This window comes from Pseudomonas anuradhapurensis, assembly GCF_014269225.2.
Taxonomy (GTDB): domain Bacteria; phylum Pseudomonadota; class Gammaproteobacteria; order Pseudomonadales; family Pseudomonadaceae; genus Aquipseudomonas; species Aquipseudomonas anuradhapurensis.
Genome location: NZ_CP077097.1, coordinates 3,697,564 through 3,717,352, shown reverse-complemented (window position 1 = coordinate 3,717,352; position 19,789 = coordinate 3,697,564). Strand labels below are relative to the sequence as shown.

General features: G+C 63.6%; 18 protein-coding genes. All 18 read left to right on the top strand.

Annotated elements, in window-relative coordinates; genetic code table 11:
* The first annotated feature begins 20 nt into the window (after window positions 1-20).
* The 18 genes from HU763_RS17100 (at window position 21) to HU763_RS17015 (ending at window position 19,789) form a co-directional block, all read left to right on the top strand.
* A complete protein-coding gene (locus HU763_RS17100; RefSeq protein WP_186688739.1) occupies window positions 21-758 on the top strand; it encodes a cephalosporin hydroxylase family protein in 738 nt (245 codons plus the stop codon).
* Window positions 759-791: 33 nt separating this feature from the next.
* Window positions 792-3,689 carry a TIGR00180 family glycosyltransferase gene (locus tag HU763_RS17095; protein ID WP_186688741.1) on the top strand — a complete coding sequence of 966 codons (2,898 nt, stop codon included), beginning with the start codon at window positions 792-794 and terminating at the stop codon, window positions 3,687-3,689.
* 308 nt (window positions 3,690-3,997) lie between these two features.
* Window positions 3,998-4,933, top strand: coding sequence for a ketoacyl-ACP synthase III (locus tag HU763_RS17090; protein ID WP_186688744.1), 936 nt, complete (start codon window positions 3,998-4,000; stop codon window positions 4,931-4,933).
* Window positions 4,934-5,185: 252 nt separating this feature from the next.
* The gene (locus tag HU763_RS17085; protein WP_170031127.1) at window positions 5,186-6,037 is read left to right on the top strand and encodes a flagellin domain-containing protein; all 852 of its coding nucleotides are present in this window, start codon (window positions 5,186-5,188) and stop codon (window positions 6,035-6,037) included.
* A gap of 73 nt (window positions 6,038-6,110) precedes the next feature.
* On the top strand, window positions 6,111-6,488 hold the full coding sequence (locus tag HU763_RS17080) for a flagellar protein FlaG (RefSeq protein ID WP_170031125.1): 378 nt from the start codon (window positions 6,111-6,113) through the stop codon (window positions 6,486-6,488).
* Between the two features lie 80 nt (window positions 6,489-6,568).
* On the top strand, window positions 6,569-7,969 hold the full coding sequence (gene fliD, locus HU763_RS17075; RefSeq protein WP_170031123.1) for a flagellar filament capping protein FliD: 1,401 nt from the start codon (window positions 6,569-6,571) through the stop codon (window positions 7,967-7,969).
* 143 nt (window positions 7,970-8,112) lie between these two features.
* Window positions 8,113-8,508 (top strand): flagellar export chaperone FliS, encoded by a 396-nt coding sequence (fliS, locus tag HU763_RS17070; RefSeq protein ID WP_170031121.1) that lies wholly within the window; start codon window positions 8,113-8,115, stop codon window positions 8,506-8,508.
* Between the two features lie 12 nt (window positions 8,509-8,520).
* Complete coding sequence (gene fliT / locus HU763_RS17065; RefSeq protein ID WP_170031119.1) at window positions 8,521-8,817, top strand: flagellar protein FliT; 297 nt, start codon at window positions 8,521-8,523, stop codon at window positions 8,815-8,817.
* A gap of 169 nt (window positions 8,818-8,986) precedes the next feature.
* On the top strand, window positions 8,987-10,462 hold the full coding sequence (gene fleQ, locus HU763_RS17060; RefSeq protein ID WP_170031117.1) for a transcriptional regulator FleQ: 1,476 nt from the start codon (window positions 8,987-8,989) through the stop codon (window positions 10,460-10,462).
* Window positions 10,463-10,649: 187 nt separating this feature from the next.
* Window positions 10,650-11,867 carry a sensor histidine kinase gene (locus tag HU763_RS17055; RefSeq protein WP_186688747.1) on the top strand — a complete coding sequence of 406 codons (1,218 nt, stop codon included), beginning with the start codon at window positions 10,650-10,652 and terminating at the stop codon, window positions 11,865-11,867.
* On the top strand, window positions 11,864-13,228 hold the full coding sequence (locus HU763_RS17050) for a sigma-54-dependent transcriptional regulator (RefSeq protein ID WP_186688750.1): 1,365 nt from the start codon (window positions 11,864-11,866) through the stop codon (window positions 13,226-13,228). Before HU763_RS17055 ends, HU763_RS17050 begins: the two co-directional genes overlap by 4 nt.
* A 234-nt stretch (window positions 13,229-13,462) precedes the next feature.
* Window positions 13,463-13,795, top strand: a complete 333-nt coding sequence (fliE, locus tag HU763_RS17045) for a flagellar hook-basal body complex protein FliE (protein ID WP_013973606.1) — start codon at window positions 13,463-13,465, stop codon at window positions 13,793-13,795.
* Between the two features lie 15 nt (window positions 13,796-13,810).
* Window positions 13,811-15,589 (top strand): flagellar basal-body MS-ring/collar protein FliF, encoded by a 1,779-nt coding sequence (fliF, locus tag HU763_RS17040; protein WP_186688753.1) that lies wholly within the window; start codon window positions 13,811-13,813, stop codon window positions 15,587-15,589.
* Window positions 15,582-16,601 (top strand): flagellar motor switch protein FliG, encoded by a 1,020-nt coding sequence (gene fliG / locus HU763_RS17035; RefSeq protein WP_013973604.1) that lies wholly within the window; start codon window positions 15,582-15,584, stop codon window positions 16,599-16,601. Before fliF ends, fliG begins: the two co-directional genes overlap by 8 nt.
* Before the next feature lie 202 nt (window positions 16,602-16,803).
* Window positions 16,804-17,574: a flagellar assembly protein FliH gene (gene fliH, locus HU763_RS17030; protein WP_186688757.1), complete on the top strand. Its 771-nt coding sequence runs from the start codon at window positions 16,804-16,806 to the stop codon at window positions 17,572-17,574.
* A complete protein-coding gene (gene fliI / locus HU763_RS17025) occupies window positions 17,564-18,919 on the top strand; it encodes a flagellar protein export ATPase FliI (RefSeq protein WP_186688761.1) in 1,356 nt (451 codons plus the stop codon). The genes fliH and fliI overlap by 11 nt, the downstream gene beginning before the upstream one ends.
* Window positions 18,920-18,925: 6 nt before the next feature.
* A complete protein-coding gene (fliJ, locus tag HU763_RS17020; protein WP_186688764.1) occupies window positions 18,926-19,378 on the top strand; it encodes a flagellar export protein FliJ in 453 nt (150 codons plus the stop codon).
* A 105-nt stretch (window positions 19,379-19,483) separates the two neighbouring features.
* Entirely contained in the window at window positions 19,484-19,789 is a 306-nt protein-coding gene (locus HU763_RS17015; protein WP_186688767.1) for an STAS domain-containing protein, read from the top strand.

The window sequence follows — 19,789 nt, the reverse complement described above, 5'->3', positions numbered from 1 at the left end:
CCTTTGCAGAGACCGCTTCCATGACTGACAACAACGTCCACCAGGCCTTCGTCGCCGAGTGCAACGAGCAGATCGCCGCCCAGGGCCAGGACCAGAAGCTCCAGGGCCTGGCACGGGACCTGTTCAACGAATCGGCCAAGCACAAGTACAGCTACCATTTCTCGTGGATGGGCCGGCCGATCATCCAGCTGCCCCAGGACATGATTGCCATGCAGGAACTGGTGTGGCGCATCCAGCCGGACCTGATCATCGAGTGCGGCATCGCCCATGGCGGTTCGATCATCTACTACGCTTCGCTGCTGCAACTGCTGGGCCATGGCGAGGTGCTGGGCATCGACGTCGACATCCGCCCGCACAACCGCAAGGCCATCGAAGAGCACCCGATGGCGCACCGCATCACCATGTTCGAAGGTTCGAGCATCGCCCCGGAGATGGTCGCCAAGGTACGCCAGCTGGCCGAAGGCAAGAAGGTCATCGTCGTGCTCGACTCCAACCACACCCACGACCACGTGCTCGAAGAACTCCGTGCCTATGCGCCGCTGGTGTCGGTGGACAGCTACTGCGTGGTGATGGACACCGTGGTCGAGGACATGCCGGCCGACTTCTTCCCGGACCGTCCATGGGGCCATGGCGACAATCCGAAGACCGCGGTGTGGCAGTACCTGAAAGAGAACAGCGACTTCACCATCGACCGCCAGGTGCAGGACAAGCTGCTGCTGACCGTGGCGCCGGACGGCTACCTGCGCCGCGTGCGCTGATTGTTACCCAAGGTCACCAGCAGGAAGGTCTTCATGCAGCTTCAGGATACCCCGCTCATCGACCGCTCGCTGCGCGAGCGTTTCACCGTGGTGTTGATCACCCATAACCGCCCGGCGTTCCTGCGTCGGGCCTTGCACTATTATCGCGACTTCCCGGCGAGCATCCTCGTGCTGGACTCTTCCAGCCAGGCTGACGCCACCCTGCAGGCGGACTACCCGCAGGTGGATTACCGCCACCTGCCGCAGTACACCTACAAAGGGCTGCAGGACAAGCTCGCCTATGGCGTGAACGAAGTGCGCACGCCGTTCATGACCTTCGCCGCAGACGACGACTTCCTGCTGTTCGATGGCATGGCCCAGTCGGTGCAGTTCCTTGAGCAGCACACGGACTACGGCGTGTGCCATGGCTACGGCATGATGTACGTGGGGCACGGCACCGAGGTGCACTTCTATCGGCGTGACAAACGCGTGCAGGAAGACTACTGCAGCGACGATCCTGCCCAGCGCCTGGTCGAGTTCATGGGCCAGTTCCTGCCGCCGTTCTACGCGGTCACCCGTACCGACCTGCTGCAGCAGTGGTATGCGCTGCTGCCGGCGAACACCAGCTTCGAGTGGCAGGAAATTGGCCATACCTTCTACCTGCTGGCCAACGCCAAGGCGCGTATCCTGCCGATTCCGTACGCGGTGCGTGAAGCCAACCTGGGGGGCTCGGACCACAACACCAACGTGCTCACCGTGCTGGCCAACCGTGACGAGCGCAGCCGCCAGGAACGCGAGCAGTTCGCCGCGTTTCTCGCCTCGATCCCGACCGCGCTCAGCGGCCTCGGTGCCGAACGGGTGCAACAGGTAGCGCTGGAAGGCTTCCAGGCCATGGCCGAGGGCTTGCTCAGCGGTCGTGCCCTGCATGGCTGCATGATCATCACCTCGCGCTGGAACGTGCCGAGCCCCGAGCCATTGCGCATCTTCGGCAAACAGCAGTTCGTCGAGATGCCGTTCTACAACCAGCCGATGTTCGATCTTCTGGCTCAGCTGGAATTCCTCATCCATGCCATGCCTTGCGGGCGCATCCAGCTGCGTGAGCTCGAAGCGATATTGGTGCGTCAGCAGGCGCTGATGCAGGTCAATGCCAATGACAACGAGCGCACCGTCCGCGCACGCCTGTGGCAGGCACTGGCCCTGAGCCCGTTCAACCGGGTGGTGGTGGAGCGCCTGCTGGCCTCGCTGGAGGCAGCCGGTGACGAAGCCGAGGCCGCACCGCTACGGCCCTGGCTGGCCCGGCTCGCGGCATTGCCGAGCTATGACAGCCAGGCGCTGCTCGCATCGCTCCCCTCCGGGCAGTTGCTGGACTGGCTCGAAGCGCGTACGCCGGACGCCGAGCAGGCCAGCCTGGCCCGGCAGCGCCTGGCGGCAGCAGACGGTGGCCCGAGCTTTGGTATCGTGCTGCTCGACCTGGACGCGCAGATGGACCAGCTGCAGGCCACCTTCGACAGCCTGATGGCTGGCCCGTGCCGCCGGTTCAAGGTGGTGGTGCTGACCAGCGGCGACTTGCCCATGGAGACCAATGCCGGGCAGACCGTGCACTTCGTCAAGGTCGACAGCAACGACCACGTACGCCAGATCAACCAGGCGGTCGCCCAGCTGGATACCGACTGGGTGGTGCTGGCCGAAGCCGGCGATCGTTTCACCGCCAGCGGCTTGCTGCGGGCTAGCCTTGAACTGCTGGGTGCCGAAGGCATTCGCGCGGTGGCCATGGATGAAATCCAGGTGCAGGCGGATGGCCGTCTGCGTGAGGTGCTCCGCCCTGGCACCAGTCTCGACCTGCTGCAGAGCGTACCCGGGGTGATGGCGCGTCACTGGTTGCTGCGCCGTGACTTGCTGCTGGCGGCAGGTGGCTTCGACAGCCAGTACCCGCTGGCGCTGGAATTCGACCTGTTGCTGCGCATGGTCGGTGAGCAAGGCCTGGCCGGCCTGGCGCACCTTGCCGAGCCGCTGTTGATCTGCAACGCACCAGCGCTCGACAGCCAGGACCAGGAGCGGGCGGTGCTGACTCGCCGTCTGGCCCAGCGTGGCTATGCGGCCACGGTGGGTTCGGTACACCCAGGCACTCACCAGATCGACTATCGGCATGCCGAGCGCCCGGCGGTCTCGATCCTGCTGCATTGCCAGGACAATGCTGAAACACTGCAGAGATGCCTGGTCAGCGTGCTGCAACGCACACGTTACCAGAACCACGAGATCGTCATCGCCGACAACGCCAGCCAGTCGCCGCAGCTGCGCGAATGGCTGGCCAGCCTGGCGGCTGCCGGCAGCCGGGTGCGGGTTATCCGTAGCGAGCAGGCCATGGCACCGGTCGCCATGCTCAACCTGGCCAGCCGTGAGGCGCAGGGCGACTACCTGGTGATGCTCGACAGTGACGCCGAAGTGCTCAATGCCAACTGGCTGGAAGGCCTGCTCAACCAGGCCCAGCGCCCCGAGGTCGGGGTGGTTGGCGGCAAGCTGCTGGGCAGCGACGGCAAGGTGGTCGAGGCCGGGCTGGTGCTGGCGGGCGAGGCGGGCATCCGCCCGGCGTTCCAGGGCCTGGCCAAGGATGCGCCGGGCTACCTGCAGCGCTTGCAGGTGGAGCACAACGTCTCGGCGGTGTCGGGTTGCCTGATGGTGCGGGCCGAAGTGCTGCGGGCGCTGGGCGGGCTGGATGAACAGGCAGCGAGCATTCGCGCCGCCCAGGTGGCAGCCTGCCTGAGCGTGTCCGAGGCCGGGCTGTTGGTGGTGTGGACGCCCCAGGCGCAGGTGGTGCGCCATGGCCAGGTGGATGCACTGCCGTGTGCCCCGCAGGCGCAGGACCCGTTCTACAACGCCGGGCACAGCCGCGGCGCGGCGCTGTTCACCCTGGACCCGCACAGCCGGGTCGAGTGGCAGGCGCTGATCGCTTGATCGCCGGGCTGCCTTGCAGCCCCCGCTCCCGCCCGGGATCGCGCAGTGTCTGATTGCGCGATCGAATCCGTGGGAGCGGGCTCACCCGCGACGGGCCGCCAGGCGGCCCGACTTGCCCGCTTTGTCGATTCGACAAAAAGAGCGTGACTTAAGAGTCAGAACGCGCATCTTCACTGTATATTGTCGAAACCGGGAACCGCCGCGTCGCCCCCGGACAAGCCGTCAGGGATCGGGAGCCACCCGTATCGCCTGGCGTTTTGCCGTTTGGCCCTGGCGGGTATTTCGCTGTTACTGAATTGGGAAGCCATATGATTGGCATTAAAAGCATCGCCAGTTACGTGCCCACTGAAGGCGTGGACAACTACGCGCAGGGCGCGAAATTCGGCAAGGACCAGGATTTCATCTTCGGCAAGATCGGTTCGACCTTCTTGCCGCGCAAGGAAGCTGCCCAGGAAACCTCCGACCTTTGCGTCGAGGCCGCGAAGAACCTGTTCGCTGCCAATCCATCGCTTGACCCGGCAGCCATCGATGCGGTGATCGTGGTCACCCAGAACGGTGATGCCGAAGGCCTGCCGCACACTGCGGCGATCGTCCAGCACAAGCTTGGCCTGTCGACTGCCGTGGCTGCCTTCGACATCTCGCTGGGCTGCTCTGGCTATGTCTATGGCCTGTATGCGATGAAAGGCTTCATGGAAGCCGCCGGGCTGAAAAATGGCCTGCTGATCACCGCCGATCCCTATTCGAAGATCGTCGACCCCGAAGACCGCAACACCACCATGCTGTTCGGCGATGCCGCCACCGCTACCTGGATGGGCGAGGGCGCTGCCTGGCAGCTGGGCAAGTCGCTGTTCGGCAGTGACGGCGCCGGGGCCGAGCACCTGCGCACCACCGATGGCAAGTTCTTCATGAACGGCCGCCAGGTCTACAACTTCGCCCTGGTGAAAGTGCCGGCGCATTTGCAGCAACTGCTGGAAGCCAGTGCCCTGCAGCCGGGCGACATCGACTTGTACTGCCTGCACCAGGGCAGCGCGGCGATCGTCGATGCGGTCTCGGCGCGCTTCGTCGAGGGCGAGCACAAGCAGAAATTCGTCAAGGACATGGTCGAGACCGGCAATACCGTGTCGTCGAGCATTCCGCTGCTGCTCGAGAAGCACGTACTCGGCTCCCAGCACAAGCGGGTGGCCTTGAGTGGTTTCGGTGTGGGCCTGTCCTGGGGCTCGGCGATCATCGAGCGACATGACTGAGCGCACAGCGCTGATCTAGACGCCGCCGCCTTCAGGCGGCGTTTTTTTTCCTCCGTGGCTGCCTTTTGGCGCCTGTAATCTGGCGTCAACTCCTTGATTTCATTGGGGTGGCAGGTTGCCAGTAATTTTTTTCGAAAAACCGCTAAAGAAACCCGCCCTGACGAAGATAACTATTACGAAGGTTCTCTGTGCCACACCCGGCGATTTGCCAAGGCCGGAAGCCGTAGTACCCAATCCAACGAGGAATTCGTCATGGCTTTGACCGTTAACACCAACACCACCTCTCTGGGCGTTCAGAAAAACCTGAACCGTGCTTCCGATGCACTGAGCACCTCGATGACCCGTCTGTCCTCCGGCCTGAAAATCAACAGCGCCAAAGACGACGCCGCCGGCCTGCAGATCGCTACCCGCATGACCTCGCAGATCCGTGGTCAGACCATGGCGATCAAAAACGCCAACGACGGTATCTCCATCGCCCAGACCGCTGAAGGCGCGATGCAAGAGCAGACCAACATCCTGCAGCGTATGCGTGAACTGGCAGTCCAGTCGCGAAACGACTCGAACAGCACCAAGGACCGTGAAGCTCTGAACAAAGAGTTCGCACAAATGTCCGACGAGCTGAGCCGTATCGCCAAGTCGACCCAGCTGAACGGCAAGAACCTGCTGGACGGTACCGCTGGCGTCCTGACCTTCCAGGTCGGTTCCAACTCCGGTGCCAACAACCAGATCAGCATCAGCCTGGACAGCGGTTTCGACGCCCAGACCCTGAGCGTTGACTCGGCTTCCATCGCCATCACCGGTTCGACCAGCGCCGAAGCCGAAGCCAGCATGAACGCTGCTCTGGACGCCATCGACGCCGCTCTGCAAACCATCAACACCACCCGTGCTGACCTGGGTGCTTCGCAGAACCGTCTGACCAGCACCGTCAACAACCTGCAGAACATCAACGAAAACGCCGAAGCCGCTCGTGGCCGTGTACAGGACACCGACTTCGCTGCTGAAACTGCCCAGCTGACCAAGCAGCAGACCCTGCAGCAAGCCTCCACTTCGGTTCTGGCCCAGGCCAACCAGCTGCCGTCCGCCGTACTGAAGCTGCTTCAGTAATCGCTGATGGTGACCGGCGGGGGAGTGCGCATTCAGGCGCTTCCCCCGCTTTTTCATTGCGAGGTGGCAAAACATGGACATGAGCGTCAAGCTTAACCTGTCCTACCCGACCGCTCGTCCGGCCGACCCGGCCGTCGACAAGCCGGTCACCCGCTCGGCCGAAGCGCCGCGTGGCAACAGCGATACGCTGGAACCCAAGGCAGTCACCGCTGCGGAAAGTGCACATGATGCCGAAAAGGTGAAGCAGGCCGTTTCGGAAATCGAGAAGTTTCTCAGTTCGACCCGTCGTAACCTGGAATTCTCCACGGACGAAGAATCCGGCAAGATCGTGGTCAAGGTCATCGCCAGCGAGACTGGAGAGCTGATTCGCCAGTTGCCCTCGGAAGAGGCATTGCGGATTGCTCACAGCCTGAGCGATGTAAACAGTCTTTTGTTCGACGCCAAGGCCTGATTGGCGACGAATGCTTCAGGGGCGTTCCATGTCGGCCTTCGCAGGAGCGGAGCTGACGATTGCAGAGAGGGATAACGGTCATGGCGAGTAGCATTGTCTCCAGTATCGGTCTGGGTACCGGGCTGAACATCACCGAAATGGTCCAGGCGCTGGTAAGTGCCGACACTGCGGCGAAAAAGGCGCAGATTACCCGGCAGACCAGCAACAACGCCGCAATGATTTCTGGTGTGGGCTCGCTGCGCAGTGCCCTGACGGCGTTCCAGGACGCCATGAAGAAGCTCAACGATCCGAACGCGCCGTCGTTCAACGCCTACTCCGCCAAGTCGGCCAACGAGGCGGTGATCAAGGTCACCTCCAGCAACAAGGCGGTGGCCGGTAGCTACTCCATCGTGGTCGACAAGATGGCCACCAGCTCCAAGGTTGCCAGCCAGCAATTCGCCGGCGGTTCGACCTCGGCCATCACTGCTGGCCAGCTGACCGTGAGCCAGGGTGGCAACAACTGGAACATCGACATCGCCAGTGGCGCCACCCTGGAAAGCGTGCGCGACCAGATCAACAAGGAACTCAACGTCCAGGGCGTCTCGGCCAACATCGTCAATGCCGAGGGTGGCGCGCGGCTGGTGCTCACCTCCACCACCACCGGGACGGGCTCGGACATTTCGCTCAGCGGTATTCCCGAACTGCAGATCGATGGCACCGTCAAGATGTCCGGCACGGGGGCCGGCTACATCACCGATCCGGCTCATGATGCCGAGCTGACCATTGACGGCCTGAAGGTCACCAGTGCGAAGAACACCATCGACAGCGCCATCAGCGGCATGACGCTGGAGTTGACCGGCGTTTCCGCTGCTGGCACCAGCACCAGCATCACGGTGGCGGCTGACAATGAGGGGCTGCAGAAGTCCGTCCAGTCGTTCGTCGATGCCTACAACACCCTGCAAAAGGCAATCACCTCGCTGACCTCCACCTCGCGAGATGCCGACGACAACCTGGTGCTGGGGCCATTGACCAACGACCCGACCACCCGTTCGCTGGTCAACGATATCCGCAAGGTGCTTTCCGAAGTGGGCGCAGGCAGCCAGCTGACCACCCTGAGCCAGCTGGGCATCAACACCACCAAGGATGGCACCCTGGAGTTCAACTCCACCAAGTTCAACGCGGCCATGAACGACAAGAAGCTGGGTGCGGAGGTGCAGGAGCTGTTCACCGGTACCAATGGCATCTTCGAGCGCATGAACAAGGCCATTGACCCCTACAACTCCACCGATGGCAGCCTGGCCACGCGCAAGGCCAGCCTGGACAAGGTAGCCAAGAACCTGGCCGATCAGCAGCTGGCGCTGGAGCGTCGCACCGAGTCGCTGACCGAGTCGCTGACCAAGAAGTTCGTCGCGATGGATACCGCGGTGGCCAAGCTCAATGCCCAGGCCAACCAGATCAAGTCGGTGTTCGATGCGCTCAACGCGCAGGCCAAGAACTCCTGATCGCAACGGTAGTGCGGTAACGTAAAAAAAGCCCGACGGCCTCAGCAGGCGTGTCGGGCTTTTCTATTGTCCGCCTAAAGTTTTTTGACGGCCCGGCGATACACAGGTACAAGCAATCTTTTTTGCAGCAACGAGGTAGATCCATGAACCCGATGTTGGCCCTTCGGCAGTACCAGAAAGTCAATGGTGTGGCGCAAACGTCCGAAGCCAGCCCGCACCGTCTGGTGCAGATGCTCATGCAGGGCGGCCTGGACCGCATGGCGCAGGCCAAGGGGGCGATTGCGCGCAATGACGTCGCGCAACGGGGTATCCTCATCGGCAAGGCCATCGACATCATCGGCGGGCTGCGCGAAGGCCTGGACCTGGAAAACCACGCCGACAGCCTGGCCGACCTGGACAGCTTGTATACCTACATGAGTCGTCGCTTGATCGAGGCCAACGCCAAGGGTGACCCCGCTATCATCGATGAAGTGGCACGCCTGCTGATCACTGTGAAGGAAGGTTGGGACGCAATCGGCGATCAGTCGGCGGCTTCCTGACAAAGGAGTGACATGAGCGAAGTAATCGCCCGAATCGAGCAAACCCGGGAGCTGCTACTGGCGGCGCTGGCCAACCGTGATTGGGAAGCGGTGGGAGAGTTGGACCTGGAGTGCCGCTTGCGCATCAGCGACATGCTGACCGAGGCAAAGGGCAACGAGGCCGATGTCAGTGCCAGCCTTGAGCAATTATTGAGCGTTTATCGCCAATTAATTGAAGTTGCAAGTGGCGAACGTCAATCCCTGGTCGAAGAAATGACGAAAATCCGTCAGGCGAAAAATGCCGCGAAGGTATACCATTTGTTCTCGTGACCACAGATGTTGCCAAAAGCCATGCGCCATTAATTTGACTGGCTGGTGTTTTTTGACTTTACTAGTGGCTGTTTTCGAATTTCAGACGTCCGAACACTGACCATTCAGTCGGAATGATGTCGAACACGCCCCTGCTGGGCGCCGATATGACTAGGGAAGTTGCTATTGCATGTGGCGTGAAACCAAGATTCTGCTGATCGATGACGACAGCGCCCGCCGCCGCGATCTCGCGGTGGTGCTTAACTTCCTGGGCGAAGAAAACCTCGCTTGCTCCAGCCAGGACTGGCAGCAAGTGGTCGAGCCTTTGTCTTCGAGTCGTGAAGTGCTGTGCGTGCTCATCGGTGCTGTGAATGCTCCGGGCAATCTCCTTGGGCTCGTTAAGACCGTGGCAGGGTGGGATGAGTTCCTTCCGGTTCTGCTTTTAGGTGAAATTTCTTCTGTGGAGTTTCCGGAAGACCTCCGCCGCCGAATCCTTTCCAACCTGGAAATGCCGCCAAGCTACAGCCAGTTGCTGGATTCGCTGCACCGCGCCCAGGTCTATCGCGAGATGTATGACCAGGCGCGCGAGCGTGGCCGCCAGCGCGAACCCAACCTGTTCCGCAGCCTGGTCGGCACCAGCCGTGCCATCCAGCACGTGCGGCAAATGATGCAGCAAGTGGCCGATACCGATGCCAGCGTGCTGATTCTTGGTGAGTCCGGGACCGGTAAGGAAGTGGTGGCACGCAACCTCCACTACCACTCCAAGCGCCGTGAAGCGCCGTTCGTACCGGTCAATTGCGGGGCGATCCCGGCCGAGCTGCTGGAAAGCGAACTGTTCGGCCACGAGAAGGGCGCCTTCACCGGCGCCATCACCAGCCGTGCCGGGCGTTTCGAGCTGGCCAACGGCGGTACCCTGTTCCTCGACGAAATCGGCGACATGCCGTTGCCGATGCAGGTCAAGCTGTTGCGCGTGCTGCAGGAGCGCACCTTCGAACGGGTGGGTAGCAACAAGACCCAGAGCATCGATGTGCGCATCATCGCCGCGACCCACAAGAACCTCGAGACCATGATCGAGGACGGCACGTTCCGTGAAGACCTATACTATCGCCTGAACGTGTTCCCGATCGAGATGGCACCACTGCGCGAGCGGGTGGAAGACATCCCGCTGCTGATGAACGAGCTGATTTCGCGCATGGAGCACGAGAAGCGCGGTTCCATCCGCTTCAACTCTGCCGCGATCATGTCGCTGTGCCGGCATGGCTGGCCGGGCAACGTGCGTGAACTGGCCAACCTGGTCGAGCGCATGGCGATCATGCATCCATATGGGGTGATCGGCGTATCCGAGCTGCCGAAGAAATTCCGCTACGTCGATGATGAAGACGAGCAGATGGTCGATAGCCTGCGCAGCGACTTGGAAGAGCGCGTGGCCATCAACGGCCATACGCCGAACTTCAGCAACCACGCGATGCTGCCGCCCGAGGGCCTGGACCTCAAGGACTACCTTGGTAGCCTGGAGCAGGGCCTGATCCAGCAGGCACTGGACGATGCCAACGGTATCGTCGCCCGTGCGGCCGAGCGTCTGCGCATTCGTCGCACCACCCTGGTCGAGAAGATGCGCAAGTATGGTATGAGCCGCCAGGGCGGCGAGGAGCAGGCGGAGGATTGATGGCTGGGGCGGGTGTTCGCCTTGGTCTTTCCGGTGCCTGTTGGATCGAGCGCCGCGCGGGCGGCGCTCGATTTCCGCCCCACCACAATACCCACGCCCTGCACTAAACCCCCATCTCCGGCACGGCTATTGCTACACCGCTGGCAACATACCGTTTTTATGACGGTCAGCCACGCGAGAGAGCACGATGCCCCAGGCCGCCCACGTATCCCGAGCCCCCTTTGCGCAGGGGCAATCCCTGGTCGAGCAGGACAGCCGCCAGGGCGTCGAACAAGCCTTTGCCCTGTTCAATCAGGTGTCCAGCCAGCTGAGCCAGTCCTACAGCCTGCTCGAAGCGCGGGTCAGCGAACTCAAGGGTGAGCTGGCGGTCGTCAGTGCCCAGCGCATTGCCGAGCTGAGCGAAAAGGAGCGCCTGGCCAACCGCCTGCAGAACCTGCTCGACCTGCTGCCAGGCGGGGTGATCGTGATCGATGGCCAGGGTCTGGTGCGTGAAGCCAACCCGGCCGCCAGTGAACTGCTCGGTGAGCCGCTGATCGGCCAGCTGTGGCGCCAGGTGATCGCCCGCAGCTTTGCCCCGCGCAAGGACGACGGCCACGAAGTCTCGCTGCGTGATGGCCGCCGCCTGTCGATTGCCACCCGCTCGCTGGATGCCGAACCCGGTCAGCTGGTGCTGCTCAACGACCTGACTGAAACCCGTCGCCTGCAAGACCAGTTGGCCCGCCATGAGCGCCTGTCGTCGCTCGGGCGCATGGTCGCCTCGCTGGCCCACCAGATCCGCACGCCGCTGTCGGCGGCGATGCTCTACGCCAGCCACCTGGCCGACCCCGAACAAGACCTGAACGCGGAAACCCGCCTGCGTTTTGCCGGCACCCTGAAAGAGCGCCTGCATGAACTGGAGCACCAGGTACGCGACATGCTGGTGTTTGCCCGGGGCGAATTGCCGCTGGGTGAGCGGATAACGCCGAAGGCATTGTTCCAGGCGCTGCAGCAGGCAGCCCAGGTGCATGTGCAGGGGCATGCCGTGCGTTGGCAGTGCGACAGCCACCTGGGCGAGTTGCTGTGCAACCGCGATACCCTGGTCGGTGCCTTGCTCAACCTGATCGAGAATGCCCTGCAGGCCAGCGACGGCCCGGCGCGGCTGAAGGTGCACCTGTTCCGTCGCCAGCGCACCCTGCACCTGTGCGTGAGCGACGCCGGCAGCGGCATCGACGCAGACTTGCTCGGGCGCCTGGGCGAGCCGTTTCTGACTACCCGGGCCACTGGCACCGGCCTGGGCCTGGCCGTGGTCAAGGCCGTGGTGCGCGCGCACCAGGGCGCCCTCAGCCTGCGTTCGAAAGTTGGCCGTGGTACCTGCGTGCGGGTAGAGCTGCCGTTGATCGACGGGCAGTTGGCGGAGGGCGCATGACGGTGATCAAGGTGCTGTTGGTGGAAGACGATCGGGTCTTGCGCCAGGCGTTGGGCGATACCCTGACCATCGGCGGTTTCGCCTACCAGGCGGTGGGCAGTGCCGAAGAAGCGCTGGAGGCAGTGCACGCTGAGGCCTTCAGCCTGGTGGTCAGCGATGTGAACATGCCTGGCATGGACGGGCACCAGCTGCTGACCGAGCTGCGCCGCCAGCAGCCGCAACTGCCGGTGTTGTTGATGACCGCGCATGCTGCAGTGGAGCGTGCCGTCGAGGCCATGCGCCAGGGCGCCGTCGATTATCTGGTCAAGCCATTCGAGCCCAAGGCCCTGCTCAGCCTGGTCGAGCGCCATGCTGCCGGACGACTGGGGGCGGCCGACGAAGAGGGCCCGGTAGCTTGCGAGCCGGCCAGCCGGCAGTTGCTGGAGCTGGCCGCGCGCGTGGCGCGCAGCGACTCGACCGTGCTGATTTCGGGGGAGTCCGGCACCGGCAAGGAAGTGCTGGCACGCTACATTCACCAGCAATCGCCACGGGCTACGCAACCATTCGTGGCGATCAACTGCGCGGCCATTCCCGACAACATGCTCGAGGCTACCTTGTTCGGCCACGAGAAGGGCGCCTTCACCGGCGCCATCGCCGCCCAGGCCGGCAAGTTCGAGCAGGCCGAAGGCGGCACCTTGCTGCTCGACGAAATTTCGGAAATGCCGCTGGCCCTGCAGGCCAAGCTGCTGCGGGTGCTGCAGGAGCGTGAAGTCGAGCGGGTAGGCGGGCGCAAGCCGATCAGCCTGGACATCCGCGTGCTGGCGACCACCAACCGCGACCTGGCCGGCGAAGTGGCGGCAGGGCGTTTCCGCGAAGACCTGTTCTACCGCCTGTCGGTGTTCCCCCTGGCCTGGCGCCCGCTGCGCGAACGCCCGGGCGACATCCTGCAACTGGCCGAGCGGCTGCTGGCCCGCCATGTGGCCAAGATGAAGCATGCGCCGGTGCGCCTGTCGCCCGAGGCTCGTGCCTGCCTGCAGGCATATGCCTGGCCGGGCAACGTGCGTGAACTGGACAACGCCTTGCAGCGGGCGCTGATCCTGCAGCAGGGTGGCGTGATCGAGGCGGCGGATTTTTGTCTGGCGGGCGCCATTCCATTGTCGGCCGGCAGCGAGGCGCCGCCCGAGGCGGCGGTCGAAGCCGGCGGCTTGGGTGATGACATGCGCCGTCACGAGTACCAGATGATCATCGATACCCTGCGCGCCGAGCGTGGCCGGCGCAAAGAAGCGGCTGAGCGCCTGGGGATCAGCCCCCGCACCTTGCGCTACAAGCTGGCGCAAATGCGCGATGCCGGGTTTGACGTCGAGGCCAGCCTGTTCGGCTGAAGACCAGCAGCGCCGCTTCGTGCCCCATCACCGGCAAGCCGGCTCCCACAAGTACAGCGCAGCCCTGAAGCCGTGAGCGGTTGCTGCGGGCGCTGGCTTGCCTGGTCGTCAGGAAAAAGCCATCGGCACAGACGCTGAACTGGCTGACATTCCAAGGCTGGCACCTTTGTTGCTTTACGTAGGCTATCCGCCGCATCCCGTCAAAAAAATGCGGCCGCAGGAGAGAGAAGGGTCATGAGCCAAGGTGTTGAATTCAATCGTCTGATGTTGGACATGCGGGCCATGCAGGCCGATGCCATGTCGCTGCCCAAGGTGGCTGCCGCCCCTGAGCTGGCGCCGGGGCAGAGTACCTTTGCCGACATGCTCGGCCAGGCCATCGGCAAGGTGCATGAGACGCAGCAGGCTTCGACCCAGCTGGCCAACGCCTTCGAGATCGGCAAGAGCGGCGTCGACCTGACTGACGTCATGATCGCTTCGCAAAAGGCCAGTGTATCGATGCAGGCCCTGACCCAGGTACGCAACAAGCTGGTCCAGGCGTACCAGGACATCATGCAGATGCCGGTTTGAGGACGGACATAATCCATGGCTGAAGCAGTCGTCGACAACGCCCCCGTGAAAAGCGGCCCGCCCGCGGCCAAGCCGCCGCTGTTCGGCATGGCGTTTCTGGAAAACATCGCGCAGATGCCCATGCTGCGTCAGGTCGGCCTGCTGGTCGGCCTGGCCGCCAGCGTGGCGATCGGCTTTGCCGTGGTGCTGTGGTCGCAGCAGCCGGATTACCGCCCGCTGTATGGCAGCCTGGCGGGCATGGACACCAAGCAGGTCATGGATACCCTGGCCGCAGCCGACATCCCCTACAACGTCGAGCCCAATTCCGGCGCTCTGCTGGTCAAGGCCGACGACCTCTCCCGTGCGCGCCTGAAACTGGCCGCAGCCGGCGTGGCGCCGAGTGATGGCAATGTCGGCTTCGAGCTGCTCGACAAGGAGCAGGGCCTGGGCACCAGCCAGTTCATGGAAGCCACCCGTTACCGCCGCAGCCTGGAAGGCGAACTGGCGCGTACCGTGTCCAGCCTGAACAACGTCAAGGCTGCGCGCGTGCATCTGGCCATCCCGAAAAGCTCGGTGTTCGTGCGTGACGAGCGCAAGCCCAGCGCCTCGGTACTGGTCGAGCTGTACCCGGGCCGTGCCCTGGAAGCCGGGCAGGTGATGGCCATCGTCAACCTGGTCGCGACCAGCGTGCCGGAACTGGACAAGTCCCAGGTCACCGTGGTCGACCAGAAAGGCAACCTGCTGTCCGAGCAGATCCAGGACACCGCGCTGACCCAGGCCGGCAAGCAGTTCGACTACAGCCGTCGGGTAGAGAGCATGCTCACCCAGCGTGTGCACAACATCCTGCAACCGGTGCTGGGCAATGACCGCTACAAGGCCGAAGTGTCTGCCGACCTCGACTTCAGCGCGGTCGAGTCCACCTCCGAGCAGTTCAACCCCGACCAGCCGGCGCTGCGCAGCGAGCAATCGGTTGACGAACAACGTGCCAGCAGCCAGGGCCCGCAGGGCGTGCCCGGTGCGCTGAGCAACCAGCCACCAGGCCCGGCCTCGGCACCGCAGACTACCGGTGGCAGCGCCGCACCGGCGGCGGCCATCCAGCCCGGCCAGCCGCTGGTAGATGCCAACGGCCAGCAGATCATGGACCCGGCCACCGGCCAGCCGATGCTCGCGCCGTATCCGTCGGACAAGCGTCAACAAAGCACCAAGAACTTCGAGCTGGATCGTTCTATCAGCCACACCCGTCAGCAGCAAGGGCGCATGACCCGTCTGTCGGTAGCGGTGGTGGTGGATGACCAGGTCAAGGTCGACCCGGCCACTGGCGACACCAGCCGTACGCCGTGGGGCGCCGAGGACCTGGCGCGGTTTACTCGCCTGGTGCAGGATGCGGTCGGTTTCGATGCCAGCCGTGGCGACAGCGTGACGGTGATCAACGTGCCGTTCGCCGCTGACCGTGGCGAGGAAATCAGCGACATCGCCTTCTATCAGCAACCGTGGTTCTGGGACATCGTCAAGCAGGTGCTGGGCGTGGTGTTCATCCTGGTGCTGGTGTTCGGTGTACTGCGGCCGGTGCTGAACAACATCACCGGGGGCGGCAAGCAGGCTGCCCAGGATAGCGACATGGAGCTGGGCGGCATGGTGGGGTTGGATGGCGAACTGGCCAACGACCGCGTCACTCTGGGTGGCCCGACAAGCATTCTGCTGCCTAGCCCGACCGAGGGCTACGAGGCGCAGCTCAACGCAATCAAAGGCCTGGTGGCCGAAGACCCGGGCCGTGTGGCCCAGGTCGTGAAAGAGTGGATCAACGCCGATGAGTGATAACCGAGCCGTTACCGCCAAGCTGAGCCGCGTCGACAAGGCGGCGATCCTCCTGCTCTCGCTGGGCGAGACCGATGCGGCCCAGGTGCTGCGCCACATGGGGCCCAAGGAAGTGCAGCGGGTCGGTGTGGCCATGGCGCAGATGGGCAATGTGCACCGTGACCAGGTCGAGCAGGTGATGAGCGAGTTCGTCGAGATCGTCGGCGACCAGACCAGCCTGGGTGTCGGTTCCGACGCCTACATCCGCAAGATGCTCAACCAGGCCCTGGGCGAAGACAAGGCCAACGGCCTGGTCGACCGCATCCTGCTCGGTGGCAACACCAGCGGCCTGGACAGCCTCAAGTGGATGGAGCCGCGTGCCGTGGCCGACGTGATCCGCTACGAGCACCCGCAGATCCAGGCCATCGTGGTTGCCTACCTCGACCCCGACCAGGCAGGTGAAGTGCTGAGCAACTTCGACCACAAGGTGCGCCTGGACATCGTCCTGCGCGTGTCGTCGCTCAATACCGTGCAACCGGCGGCGCTGAAGGAGCTGAACCAGATCCTCGAGAAGCAGTTCTCGGGCAACTCCAATGCGGCGCGCACCACCTTGGGCGGTATCAAGCGTGCGGCCGACATCATGAACTTCCTCGACAGCTCGGTCGAAGGTGCACTGATGGACGCGATCCGCGAAATCGACAGCGACCTGTCGGAGCAGATCGAGGACCTGATGTTCGTCTTCAACAACCTGGCCGACGTCGACGACCGTGGCATCCAGGCGCTGTTGCGCGAAGTGTCGTCCGACGTGCTGGTGGTGTCGCTCAAGGGCGCCGACGAGCGGGTCAAGGACAAGATTTTCAAGAACATGTCCAAGCGTGCCTCCGAGCTGCTACGTGACGACCTGGAAGCCAAGGGGCCGGTGCGAGTCAGCGACGTGGAAACGGCGCAGAAGGAAATCCTCACCATCGCCCGCCGCATGGCCGAGGCCGGCGAGATCGTGCTCGGTGGCAAGGGCGCCGAGGAAATGATCTGATTCACCAGGCGACGCGCTCCGCTGTCAATCAGGCGCCGCGCCCCTGTAGGAGCGGCCTTGTGTCGCGAAAGGGCCGCCAAGCGGCCCCTGGATTTCAGCTACACCGCAACGCTCGCCGGGGCTGCGCCGCAGCCCTTTCGCGACACAAGGCCGCTCCTACGGGGGCGCGTTGGTTGCTGATGGCTTTTGAGTACCTTAAAACATGCCCACCAAAGAACATCACCCCAGCGACCTGATCCGCGCCCGCGACCTCGAGGGCGTGGACGTGTGGGCGCTGCCCAGCTTCGATCCGCAACCGGAGCCCGAGCCCGAACCGGAGCCGGAACCCGAAGTCATCGAGGACGAAGTCGAGGAAGTGCCGCTGGAAGAAGTCCAGCCGTTGACCCTGGAAGAGCTCGAGGCCATCCGCCAGGAGGCCTACAACGAGGGCTTCGCCACCGGCGAGCGCGAGGGCTTCCACAGCACCCAGCTGAAGGTTCGCCAGGAAGCCGAAGAGGCCCTGAAAGCCAAGCTGGAAAGCCTCGATCGGTTGATGATCAACCTGATGGAGCCTATCGCCGAACAGGATACGCAAATCGAGAAATCGGTTGTTCACCTGGTGGCGCACATGGCCCGCCAGGTGATCGGTCGCGATCTGCGCGGCGATTCCAGTCACATCACCCAGGTATTGCGCGAGGCGCTCAAACTGCTGCCGATGGGCGCCGACAACATCCGTATTCACCTCAATCCGCAGGACTTCGAGCTGGTCAAGGCGCTGCGCGAACGGCATGAGGAAACCTGGCGGCTGCTCGAAGACAGCGCACTGCTCCCTGGCGGCTGTCGCATCGAGACCGCTCACAGCCGCATCGACGCCAGCATGGAAACCCGTATCGAAAAAGCCGTGGCGCAACTGTTCGACCGCTTGCATGACCATTCCCTGCATCCGGCGGCGGCGGATATCGCCGTCGACCTGGCCAGCTCCGATGAAGCTTGAGCGCACCAGCTTCGGCAAGCGCCTGGGCGGTTATGCCGAAGCCATCGAGCTGCCAGTCCAGCCCGTGGTCGAAGGCCGCCTGCTGCGCATGGTCGGCCTCACGCTGGAAGCCGAAGGCCTGCGCGCAGCGGTTGGCACCCGCTGCCTGGTGATCAACGACGACAGCTACCACCCGGTGCAGGTCGAGGCCGAAGTCATGGGCTTTGCCGGGCCCAAGGTGTTCCTCATGCCGGTTGGCAGCATCGTCGGCATCGCCCCGGGCGCCCGGGTGGTGCCGCTGGGCGACAGCGGTCGCCTGCCGATGGGCATGAGCATGCTCGGCCGGGTGCTCGACGGCGCCGGCCGCCCGCTGGATGGCAAGGGCGGGATGAAGGCCGAGGACTGGGTGCCGATGGACGGGCCGGTGATCAACCCGCTCAACCGCGACCCCATCAGCAAGCCGCTTGATGTAGGTATTCGCAGTATCAACGGGCTGCTGACGGTTGGCCGTGGCCAGCGTCTGGGTCTGTTCGCCGGTACCGGCGTGGGTAAATCGGTGCTGCTGGGCATGATGACCCGCTTCACCGAAGCCGAGATCATCGTGGTCGGCCTGATCGGCGAGCGTGGCCGCGAGGTGAAGGAATTCATCGAGCATATCCTCGGTGAAGAAGGCCTCAAGCGTTCGGTGGTGGTGGCTTCGCCCGCCGACGATGCGCCATTGATGCGCCTGCGCGCCGCGATGTACTGCACGCGCATTGCCGAGTACTTCCGCGACAAGGGCAAGAACGTGCTGTTGCTGATGGACTCGCTGACCCGTTTCGCCCAGGCCCAGCGGGAAATCGCCCTGGCCATTGGCGAGCCGCCGGCCACCCGGGGTTACCCGCCGTCGGTGTTCGCCAAGCTGCCCAAGCTGGTTGAACGCGCGGGCAACGGCGAGCCGGGCGGTGGTTCGATCACCGCGTTCTACACCGTGCTGTCCGAAGGCGACGACCAGCAGGACCCGATTGCCGACTCGGCGCGCGGCGTGCTCGATGGCCACTTCGTGCTGTCGCGGCGGCTGGCCGAGGAAGGCCATTACCCGGCGATCGACATCGAAGCCTCGATCAGCCGGGTCATGCCCCAGGTGGTCGATGCCGACCATCTGCGCCAGGCGCAGAAGCTCAAGCAGTTGTGGTCGCGCCTCTCGCAGAGCCGCGACCTGATCAGCGTGGGTGCCTACGTCGCTGGTGGCGACCCGGAAACCGACCTGGCCATCGCCCTGCAATCGCAGATGGTGGAATTCCTGCGCCAGGGCCTGCGGGAGAACGTGAGCATGGCGCAAAGCCGCGAACAGTTGGGGGCGATCTTCACGCCCCCGGCGGGCTGATAGGCCATGGCGCAGCCCGGACGCGCCGCGCGCCTGGCGCCGGTGGTGGCCATGGCCGAGGAGGCCGAGCGCAAGGCGGCTCAGCGCCTTGGGCATTTCCAGCAGCTGGTGGCTACCGCCCAGGCCAAGCTGGCCGAGCTCGAACGGTTCCGTGAGGATTACCAGCTGCAGTGGATCAACCGTGGCGGGCAGGGGGTCAATGGCAACTGGCTGGTCAACTACCAGCGTTTCCTCGGCCAGCTGGAAACGGCCATGACCCAGCAGCGGCAGAGCCTGGCCTGGCACCAGAACAACCTCAACAACGCCCGTGGTACCTGGCAGCAGGCCTATGCCCGGGTGGAGGGCTTGCGCAAGCTGGTGCAGCGTTACCAGGAAGAAGCCCGGCGCGCCGAAGACAAGCGTGAACAGCGCCTGCTCGATGAATTGTCCCAGCGTCTGCCGCGGCAGAATCACCTATAGCCTATGCCGGCGATAGGGCCGATAAAGGCATGAGCTTGCCTCTCCCGCCAGCGCCTGCTAAACCTTTAAGGAGCTGCATCCGCCATCATCGAAGGAATCGCTAGCATGGCAGTCGAGACTGATTTTTCGCAGGACGGGAAAAAACTGACCATCAAGATCAAGGGACGCTTCGATTTCGGCAAGCACCAGGAATTTCGTGACGCCTACGAGCGTCAGCCCAGCCGGCCCGATTCGGTGGTGGTTGACTTGAAGGAAACCACCTACCTCGACAGTTCCGCGCTCGGCATGCTGCTGTTGCTGCGCGACCATGCCGGAGGTGATGATTCGGATGTGCGCGTGGTACATGCCAGCTCCGATGTCCGCAAGATCCTCGCCATCTCCAATTTCGAAAAACTCTTCGATATCAGTTGA

Bases quoted from the DNA above. Each gene is read 5' to 3' on its own strand.
- HU763_RS17100 (WP_186688739.1), top strand. From the start codon at position 21: ATGACTGACAACAACGTCCACCAGGCCTTCGTCGCCGAGTGCAACGAG.
- HU763_RS17095 (WP_186688741.1), top strand. From the start codon at position 792: ATGCAGCTTCAGGATACCCCGCTCATCGACCGCTCGCTGCGCGAGCGT.
- HU763_RS17090 (WP_186688744.1), top strand. From the start codon at position 3,998: ATGATTGGCATTAAAAGCATCGCCAGTTACGTGCCCACTGAAGGCGTG.
- HU763_RS17085 (WP_170031127.1), top strand. From the start codon at position 5,186: ATGGCTTTGACCGTTAACACCAACACCACCTCTCTGGGCGTTCAGAAA.
- HU763_RS17080 (WP_170031125.1), top strand. From the start codon at position 6,111: ATGGACATGAGCGTCAAGCTTAACCTGTCCTACCCGACCGCTCGTCCG.
- fliD (WP_170031123.1), top strand. From the start codon at position 6,569: ATGGCGAGTAGCATTGTCTCCAGTATCGGTCTGGGTACCGGGCTGAAC.
- fliS (WP_170031121.1), top strand. From the start codon at position 8,113: ATGAACCCGATGTTGGCCCTTCGGCAGTACCAGAAAGTCAATGGTGTG.
- fliT (WP_170031119.1), top strand. From the start codon at position 8,521: ATGAGCGAAGTAATCGCCCGAATCGAGCAAACCCGGGAGCTGCTACTG.
- fleQ (WP_170031117.1), top strand. From the start codon at position 8,987: ATGTGGCGTGAAACCAAGATTCTGCTGATCGATGACGACAGCGCCCGC.
- HU763_RS17055 (WP_186688747.1), top strand. From the start codon at position 10,650: ATGCCCCAGGCCGCCCACGTATCCCGAGCCCCCTTTGCGCAGGGGCAA.
- HU763_RS17050 (WP_186688750.1), top strand. From the start codon at position 11,864: ATGACGGTGATCAAGGTGCTGTTGGTGGAAGACGATCGGGTCTTGCGC.
- fliE (WP_013973606.1), top strand. From the start codon at position 13,463: ATGAGCCAAGGTGTTGAATTCAATCGTCTGATGTTGGACATGCGGGCC.
- fliF (WP_186688753.1), top strand. From the start codon at position 13,811: ATGGCTGAAGCAGTCGTCGACAACGCCCCCGTGAAAAGCGGCCCGCCC.
- fliG (WP_013973604.1), top strand. From the start codon at position 15,582: ATGAGTGATAACCGAGCCGTTACCGCCAAGCTGAGCCGCGTCGACAAG.
- fliH (WP_186688757.1), top strand. From the start codon at position 16,804: ATGCCCACCAAAGAACATCACCCCAGCGACCTGATCCGCGCCCGCGAC.
- fliI (WP_186688761.1), top strand. From the start codon at position 17,564: ATGAAGCTTGAGCGCACCAGCTTCGGCAAGCGCCTGGGCGGTTATGCC.
- fliJ (WP_186688764.1), top strand. From the start codon at position 18,926: ATGGCGCAGCCCGGACGCGCCGCGCGCCTGGCGCCGGTGGTGGCCATG.
- HU763_RS17015 (WP_186688767.1), top strand. From the start codon at position 19,484: ATGGCAGTCGAGACTGATTTTTCGCAGGACGGGAAAAAACTGACCATC.